This is a genomic window from Pseudoalteromonas sp. ESRF-bin5, from assembly GCF_002632075.1.
Lineage (GTDB): Bacteria > Pseudomonadota > Gammaproteobacteria > Enterobacterales > Alteromonadaceae > Pseudoalteromonas > Pseudoalteromonas marina.
This window is the reverse complement of record NZ_NTLW01000153.1, coordinates 1-7855: the sequence shown is the minus strand read 5'-3', so window position 1 is coordinate 7855 and position 7855 is coordinate 1. Positions and strand designations below refer to the sequence as shown.

Sequence of the window (7855 nt, the reverse complement as noted above, 5' to 3'; positions counted from 1 at the left end):
TAAAAACGTAGCACTTACCTGTAGCATAGGTGTAGCACAAGTAAATAAACTATCAGATTACAATGATGCTTTAAAACAAGCCGATCGATGCCTTTATAAAGCAAAGGAAACGGGTCGAAATAAAGTTGTTTCAGCTTTTATGTAGGAGTTGTTATGTTTCAAAGTAAGTTAATTTACATACACGATCCAATGTGTAGTTGGTGTTGGGGCTATGCACCTACGTGGCTAAAATTAAAAGAACAACTTGAGCATAAAATTATTGTTGAATATAAAGTGGGCGGCTTAGCTGCCGATAGTCAGCAGCCTATGCCAAAAGCAGTGAAAGAAATGCTTGAAGATACGTGGCACAAAATACAAAAGCAGTTAGGTACACAGTTTAATTATGACTTTTGGCGTAATTGCGAACCTCGCCGTTCTACTTACCCGGCTTGTAGAGCAGCTCTGATCGCGCGTAAAACCAATAAAGAAGCGCAAATGATAGAAGCAATCCAACATGCTTACTATTTAAATACGCAAAACCCTTCTGATGAAGCCACCTTGGTAGCGCTCGCTAAAAGCATTGGTCTAGATGAAGAGGGATTTGCAAATGAATTAGTCAGCTCATCATTAAATAATGAATTGAGTGACGAGTTGGCATTTGTTAAAGCGTTGCCTATTAATGGCTTTCCTTCCTTGGTACTTATTCATAACAACAGCTACTATCCTATTGGCGTTAATTACACAGACTGGCAAAGTACTTACAGCCAAATTTTAAATATTATTGATTAGGAAGCGTTAATTTTAACGCCTCGACCGTCTTTATTCTGCTATAAGTCCTAATTATGACAGCTGTCATAAAAGCGACTTTTTTGCGCAACATCCTTGTCATCTTTTATCTATAAACTTCCCTTCATTGAATTATTCAAGCCACTAAAGCTCTGTTTATTGGCTTGAAATACAACCTAGCAAATCCGCTAATTAACGAGTAAAGGTGTATACGATGAAAGGCGTTAAACCATTAATCTTAGCTGGTATTGTGGCCGCAAGTGCAGCAGTACACGCTAACGATTTAGATAAGGTTATTGATAAAAGCAGCGAAATTAATAAATCAGCTGCGCAATCACAAACAAAAATAGACAAGATTGCAGATTCAATGCAAGGACGTTTACAGCAATTTAAAACGCTCAATAAAGAGATTGACGGTTTAGCTGTTTATAACGCGCAGTTAAATAAACAGCTTGATAATCAAATTGAAGAAATGGAATCGCTTAACCTATCAATGGATCAGGTTTCTATTATTGAGCGCCAAATTACACCACTTATGATGCGAATGATCACTGGTCTTGAGCAGTTTGTATCGTTAGACATTCCCTTTTTGCAAGACGAGCGCGCTAAGCGTTTAGTATCACTGAAAGCCATGATGGACCGCGCTGATATCACCTCGAGTGAAAAATTTCGTCGTGTGCTAGAAGCTTACCAAGTAGAGGTAGATTACGGGCGCACAATTGAAGCTTACACCGCATTGTTAGATGTAAACGGTAAAGAGCGTGAAGTTGACTTTTTACGCATTGGTCGATTAGAGCTGATTTACTTAACACGTGATGGTAAACACGCTGGTAGCTACAACACAGAGACTAAAACGTTTGAAACATTACCAGATTCAACAATTAGTCAAATCAACAAAGGTTTACGTATTGCGCGCAAGCAACTTGCCCCAGATATGCTAACTCTGCCAGTACACGCAGCAGAATAAGAGGTTAAAAATGAAATTGTTTACTCAAATGACAAAAATGGCATTGTTTGTTACAAGCCTCGGTTTTGCAGGCGTTAGCACTGCGGCAGAAACAATGGATCTTGATTCATTATTAAAAACATTAGAAAACGGCAAGACCGTTCAAAGTGCGCAAAATAAACAACGAGAGCAGGAGTTTACTTCTCGCCAAAACCAGCAAGTTCAAATGTTAAATGATACAACTGCAAAGCGTAACCAAATGCTTGTTGAATCAGAGCGCCTTGAAACACAATTTGAAGAAAACGAAGTTAAACTAGCAAACTTAACCGATACCTTATCTAAGCGAATGGGATCACTTAAAGAGTTATTTGGGGTATTACAGCAAGTCGCTGGGGACTCTAGCAATAAGTTTGCTACTTCGGTTGTATCAGCAGAATTACCGGGCCGTAGTGACTTTATGGACGAGTTAGCTCAAAAAATGGGTTCAACGTCTAAGCTTGCTTCAATAGAAGATATTGAAAAGGTGTGGTACGAGCTGCAACGTGAAATGACTGAGCAAGGTAAAGTCAGTCGCTTTAATACTTCAGTTATTGTTGAAGGTGGAAATAAAGCAGAGCAAGAAGTTGTTCGTGTTGGTGCCTTTAACTTAATTTCACAGGGTCAATACTTAGAATATAACCCAGGAACAAACACGCTGAGCGCGCTTACTCGCCAACCAGTGTCTCGTTATACCGCTACAGCTGCTGACTTACAAGATGCTAAAAGTGGTGTTGTACAGTTTGCATTAGACCCAACAGGAGGCTCTATTTTAGGTTTACTTGTTCAAGCACCAGATACATCAGAGCAAGTTCATCAAGGTGGTGCGGTAGGTTATGTAATTTTAGGTGTTGGTTTGCTTGCTTTATTAATTGCAATTGAGCGCTTTATTTCATTGTTACTTGTTGGTGGAAAAATTCGTCGCCAATTAAAAGATTCAGTAGCGCGTGACGACAATCCGCTAGGTCGTGTAATGAAAGTAAAAGACGACTACCCACATGTTGCTTACGACACGTTAGAGCTTAAATTAAGTGAGGCAATTTTACGTGAAATGCCAAAAATCACACGTAACTTAACGCTTATAAAAATCATCTCTGTTGTTGCCCCATTACTTGGCTTGCTAGGTACGGTGACCGGTATGATCAATACGTTCCAAGCAATCACATTATTTGGTACTGGCGACCCTAAACTAATGGCTGGTGGTATTTCTCAGGCACTAGTTACGACCGTACTTGGCTTAGTTGTGGCAATCCCAACAGTGTTTATATACACATTACTAAACACGCGTTCAAAAGGCTTACTGCTTATTTTACAAGAGCAAAGCGCAGGTATCATTGCTGAGCGAAGCGAGAAGGGAGAATAAACCATGGTGCTATTGATTGACTCAATCAATGCTATCCGTGATTTTCTCGACACCGGTGGCCAAGTCCTCTTGGTCATTGGGGTGTTAATCTTCGCGATGTGGTTATTGATACTCGAGCGATTTATATACTTTTTCAACGGGTTTCGCGGATACAAAAATAGCATTAAAGGAACATGGTCAACGCGTAACGAACGCAATAGTTGGAATGCTGAGCAAATACGCCAAGCTATGATTTCGCGAGCAAGTATGCGTTTAAATGCAAACCTTCCGCTTATCAATGTCATGGTGGCTTTGTGTCCACTACTTGGGTTGCTTGGCACAGTAACGGGCATGATTGAAGTGTTTGATGTAATGGCTATAACAGGCACCGGGAGTGCGCGTTCAATGGCGTCAGGTGTATCTAAAGCCACAATCCCGACAATGGCGGGTATGGTAGGGGCGTTATCTGGTGTATTTGCCTCAACGTACTTACAACGAAAAGCCAAACGTGAAGTAGAACTACTTGAAGATAGCATGTTGCTAGATCACTAAATAAGTTTTATGAGCGGCTAAACATACCCGCTCATATCAGGAGAATAAAAATGAGAGCGCCTTTAGGTAATTTAATGCAAGAAGATGAAGCTGAAGAAATAAACATGACACCCATGCTAGATGTTGTATTTATTATGCTTATCTTCTTTATTGTAACAGCTTCATTTGTTAAAGAAGCAGGCATTGACGTAAACCGCCCTGAAGCCGCAACTGCGGTTAAAAAAGAAAGAGCCAATATCTTAGTTGCTATTTCAGATAAGGGTGAAATTTGGATTAACAAACGCCAAATAGATGTTCGCGCAGTGCAGGCGAATATTGAACGCTTAAAAGCTGAAAACCCACAAGGTAGCGTTGTAATTCAAGCCGATAAAAAAGCAACCACCGATACGTTAATTAAAGTAATGGATGCCGCACGCGCTGCAGGTGTGTTTGATGTTTCAATTGCGGCTCAAGAAGCGTAAGGGTAAGTAATGCGTTATTTAGTAGCATTAATTGTTGCCGGTGTAGTCACGTTTATGCTGTTTTTGGGCATGCAAGCACTTATAACCGGCGGTGAAGGGGCAATGAGCGAACCAGCTAAAGGCAATGTACTTGATTTTGTTCGTTTGAAAAAAGAAGAAAGTGTTCAAAAGAAAGAGCGTAAACCACAAAAGCCACCTACGCCAAAAGAGCCGCCACCACCAATGGAGTCGCCACAAATGCAAAGTAGTGATGCTAATGCCAACGCTAACAACTTTGACTTTGGTGCTAATGTTGACGCCGAAGTGAACCTGGCGGGTGGATTAGCATTGGAAACGAGCGATGGCGAATATTTACCCATTGTAAAAGTTGCACCAGTTTATCCGCGTCGTGCGCTATCGCGCGGTATTGAAGGGTATGTGATTGTTGAGTTTACTGTGACAAAGCAAGGTACCGTTCGCGACCCGCAAGTATTAAAAGCAGAGCCTGAGTCGTTATTTGATCGGGCTGCAATGGACGCTGCTCTTAAATTTAAATATAAACCGCGTGTTGTCAACGGTGAAGCTGTTGAAGTAGCGGGTGTTCAGAACAAAATATCTTTTCAAATTGGCGGATAGTAGCTAACTAGAAAAGATCGTGAGGCGATTATGAAATTATTAACCAAAACTAAACTTTTAAAAGTAACATTACTTTGTACCACTGCGATAGGGTTCAGTATTGTTACACCCAGTGCACTAACGTTGTTACCTGGCGTATCAATAGCAAGTGCTCAAGCGGCGCAGGAGCAAAAAACAAAACGCGTTCCTGCGCTTCGTGAAAAAGTATACAGCCAACTGGCTCGCGCACAAAAATTGGCAGACGATGGCGATGTAAAAGCCGGGCTTGAAGCGCTCGATAGCATTAATGAACGTTCTTCAAGTATGAATTCGTACGAAATAGCCATGATGCATAATTTTTACGGGTTCATTTACTACAATCAAAATGACTTACCAAAAGCGATCGCTTCATTTGAACGCGTTGTGGCAGAAGAAGGGATCCCTGAAACATTGCGTTTAAGCACCACTTTTAGTTTAGCGCAGCTTGCTATGGCAAACAGCGATTACGATAAAGTCATTGCCTTTTTGGATAACTGGGATGAAATTAACACTCAGCCAATACCTGAAGGGTATTACTTACTTCGTGCACAAACGTATTACCAGTTAAAAGACTATAAGCAAGGCCTAGACTACATCACTAAAGTTATTTCATTAAGTGATGACGAAGGTAAAACCCCAAAAGAAAACTGGCTTGTATTACAGCGCGCTATGTTTTATTCACTAAATCAGACTAACAAAGTGGTTGAAGTGCTTGAACGCATGGTTAAGCTTTATGATAAACCAGAGTACTGGGTACAGCTTTCGGGTATGTATGGTGAAACAGGGCAAGAGAAAAAGCAATTAGCTGTTATTGAAGCTGCCTATCAGCAAGGGTTTTTAACATCAAGAGCCGACTTACGCCAACTTGCTCAAGTTTACTTATACAATGGACTTGCTTTTAAAGCGGCAGAAGTTATGAGTAAAGCAATAGATAATGGCATTGCCGAACAAACAGCTAAAAACTATGCGTTTGTAGCCGAGGCGATGATCCAAGCAAAAGAAGATGAAAAATCGATAGAGTATTTTGTTAAAGCTGCCGATTTATCAGATCATGGGCAATACGATCAGCGTTTAGCTGAGGTGTATGTTAATACAGAGCACTATGAAGATGCTGCCGATTCAGCGCGTAAAGCGCTTGATAAAGGCGGACTTGATTTTGAGTCAAATGCCTTTGTTGCACTGGGTATGGCGCAGTACAATTTGCAAAATTTCGATGCGTCTATTTTAGCGTTTGAACAAGCTGAAAAACACAAAAAATCACAGCGTTTGGCTAAGCAATGGATTAAGTATGTTAAACGTGAAAAAGTACATGCTGAAACGTTAAGAACCGCTCTGCTTTAAATTTTAAAACAACAAGTCACTACTTCGTTGGTGCTTGTAATATCAATTTCATAATCGCACTACGCAAGCCGGCTCAATAATAATTGAGTCGGCTTTTTTATTGCTTTAGAAATTAAGCCGTTGAATTTTAACAATATAGTTTTGTCATGTTATGTTTATTAAAGTGTAACTCCAGTGTCATATAGCTCCCGTAAGGTAAGCCCTGCTGATAACTCAAGTGACCTTAACGCATTATTAAGTGCTTTAAAGTGACTTGAGTTTTTATAAAGCGCTAACAAAATAATTAAATACTTTAACGGAGTGAACAATGAAATTATCTGACTTATTCAAAGTTAGTTTGATTGCAACTGCAGTATCTTTAGCGGGTTGTGGTGGTGACTTAGTAGTATCTGAAGGCGACACAACAATTAACGAAGGCGATACAATAACAAACGTTGTTGAAGGCGGCTCAGACACAGGCGGTGAAACGTCATCTCGTGATGATTCACAAAACGGCACAACTGGTTTCCCTACTACTATTGATAACGCATTTGTTCAAGGCTTAGCCACAGACGTATCAAGCGAATTTCCGGAAATTACTGATAAGCCAGTGTACCGCCTAACAGCAGATACAACGTTCACTACCGATGCAACACTTACAAACGACGCGCATTGGATTGTAAATGGTCGTACAGCAGTAGGTAATGACCGTGCAGATAATGCAAAGCTTTATATTCAACAAGGCACAACAATTATTGGTGAATCTGGCGATGACTTTTTAGTTGTTCGTCGTGGTTCACAGCTTGAGTCGGTTGGTACAGTAAGCCAGCCAATTACTATGACCTCTATTCAAGATGTAACAGGTGGTGAAACAGCCATTGGTCAATGGGGGGGGTTAGTATTACTAGGTAATGCACCTGCTAATTCATGTGGCGACCAACAAGGTGAAGCAACAGCCGACGAGCTAGCTAATTGTGGTGTATCTGCTGAAGGTGACGCCGGCCAGTTTGGTGGCGATGTTGCAGATGATAACTCAGGTACATTAAAGTATTTAATCGTTAAGCAAGCAGGTAAAACTCTGGGTAATGGCGATGAGCTAAACGGTATTTCGTTTGCCGGTGTAGGTTCTGCAACAACTGTTGATTACATTCAAGTACACGAAAACCTTGATGACGGTATCGAGTTTTTCGGTGGTACAGTTGATGTAAGCAATGTTGTATTAACCAGCATTGGCGATGATTCACTTGACTGGTCGTTCGGTTGGACAGGCTCTGCAACTAACGTATACATTCAACAAGCTGCAAACGTGGGTGATAATGCGATTGAAGCAGATAACTCTGAGTTTGATTCAAGTGCAACACCACTTACAATGCCAACCGTTTCAAACGTAACAATTGTAGGTGCTGAAGGTAACAACGGTATTCGTTTACGTGCAGGCACTGCGGGCGCATTAAGTAATGTATTCGTAACGGGTCCAGCTACTTATGAAAATTGTTTACGTGTGGGTTCAGACTCTGTGCCACGCGCAGAAGACGGTACATTAACTATCACTAATTCAGTTGTTGCATGTCAAACAACAGCTAACAACTTTGGTAGTGAAGCGATTAATGGCGGCGATGTTAAATCATGGTTTGAAGCTCAAGACGGCAACCAAACGCTAACTCCAGCAGATTTAATGCTTGCTGATAATGGTTACACACCACTGACGGGTTCACCGCTTATTGCCAATGGGCAAATTGGTGCATTTAATGGTACAACTAACTGGATGGAAGGTTGGACAGTAGGTATTAATGGTGGCTT

9 protein-coding genes are annotated in these 7855 nt (G+C 40.9%); all 9 read left to right on the top strand.

The annotated features are described in order from the left end of the window. Positions 1-145, top strand: a 145-nt coding sequence (locus BCG07_RS08690) for a diguanylate cyclase domain-containing protein (protein ID WP_286889838.1), incomplete at its 5' end; no start/stop codon positions are given. Positions 146-153: 8 nt separating this feature from the next. Beyond that, entirely contained in the window at positions 154-768 is a 615-nt protein-coding gene (locus tag BCG07_RS08685) for a DsbA family protein (protein ID WP_286889837.1), read from the top strand. Between the two features lie 211 nt (positions 769-979). Then, positions 980-1732 (top strand): DUF3450 domain-containing protein, encoded by a 753-nt coding sequence (locus BCG07_RS08680; protein ID WP_286889836.1) that lies wholly within the window; start codon positions 980-982, stop codon positions 1730-1732. 10 nt (positions 1733-1742) lie between these two features. Next, on the top strand, positions 1743-3110 hold the full coding sequence (locus tag BCG07_RS08675; RefSeq protein ID WP_006793479.1) for a MotA/TolQ/ExbB proton channel family protein: 1368 nt from the start codon (positions 1743-1745) through the stop codon (positions 3108-3110). 3 nt (positions 3111-3113) lie between these two features. Further along, entirely contained in the window at positions 3114-3641 is a 528-nt protein-coding gene (locus BCG07_RS08670; RefSeq protein ID WP_006793480.1) for a MotA/TolQ/ExbB proton channel family protein, read from the top strand. A gap of 50 nt (positions 3642-3691) precedes the next feature. Continuing rightward, positions 3692-4102, top strand: a complete 411-nt coding sequence (locus BCG07_RS08665; protein ID WP_006793481.1) for an ExbD/TolR family protein — start codon at positions 3692-3694, stop codon at positions 4100-4102. A 9-nt stretch (positions 4103-4111) separates the two neighbouring features. Next, complete coding sequence (locus tag BCG07_RS08660) at positions 4112-4717, top strand: energy transducer TonB (protein WP_006793482.1); 606 nt, start codon at positions 4112-4114, stop codon at positions 4715-4717. Positions 4718-4747: 30 nt separating this feature from the next. Then, positions 4748-6076 (top strand): tetratricopeptide repeat protein, encoded by a 1329-nt coding sequence (locus tag BCG07_RS08655; protein WP_286889831.1) that lies wholly within the window; start codon positions 4748-4750, stop codon positions 6074-6076. Positions 6077-6383: 307 nt separating this feature from the next. Beyond that, on the top strand, positions 6384-7855 hold a 1472-nt coding region (locus tag BCG07_RS08650), incomplete at its 3' end, for a beta-helix domain-containing protein (protein WP_502694052.1).

Bases quoted from the DNA above. Each gene is read 5' to 3' on its own strand.
- BCG07_RS08655 (WP_286889831.1), top strand. From the start codon at position 4,748: ATGAAATTATTAACCAAAACTAAACTTTTAAAAGTAACATTACTTTGT.
- BCG07_RS08680 (WP_286889836.1), top strand. From the start codon at position 980: ATGAAAGGCGTTAAACCATTAATCTTAGCTGGTATTGTGGCCGCAAGT.
- BCG07_RS08685 (WP_286889837.1), top strand. From the start codon at position 154: ATGTTTCAAAGTAAGTTAATTTACATACACGATCCAATGTGTAGTTGG.
- BCG07_RS08675 (WP_006793479.1), top strand. From the start codon at position 1,743: ATGAAATTGTTTACTCAAATGACAAAAATGGCATTGTTTGTTACAAGC.
- BCG07_RS08660 (WP_006793482.1), top strand. From the start codon at position 4,112: ATGCGTTATTTAGTAGCATTAATTGTTGCCGGTGTAGTCACGTTTATG.
- BCG07_RS08670 (WP_006793480.1), top strand. From the start codon at position 3,114: ATGGTGCTATTGATTGACTCAATCAATGCTATCCGTGATTTTCTCGAC.
- BCG07_RS08665 (WP_006793481.1), top strand. From the start codon at position 3,692: ATGAGAGCGCCTTTAGGTAATTTAATGCAAGAAGATGAAGCTGAAGAA.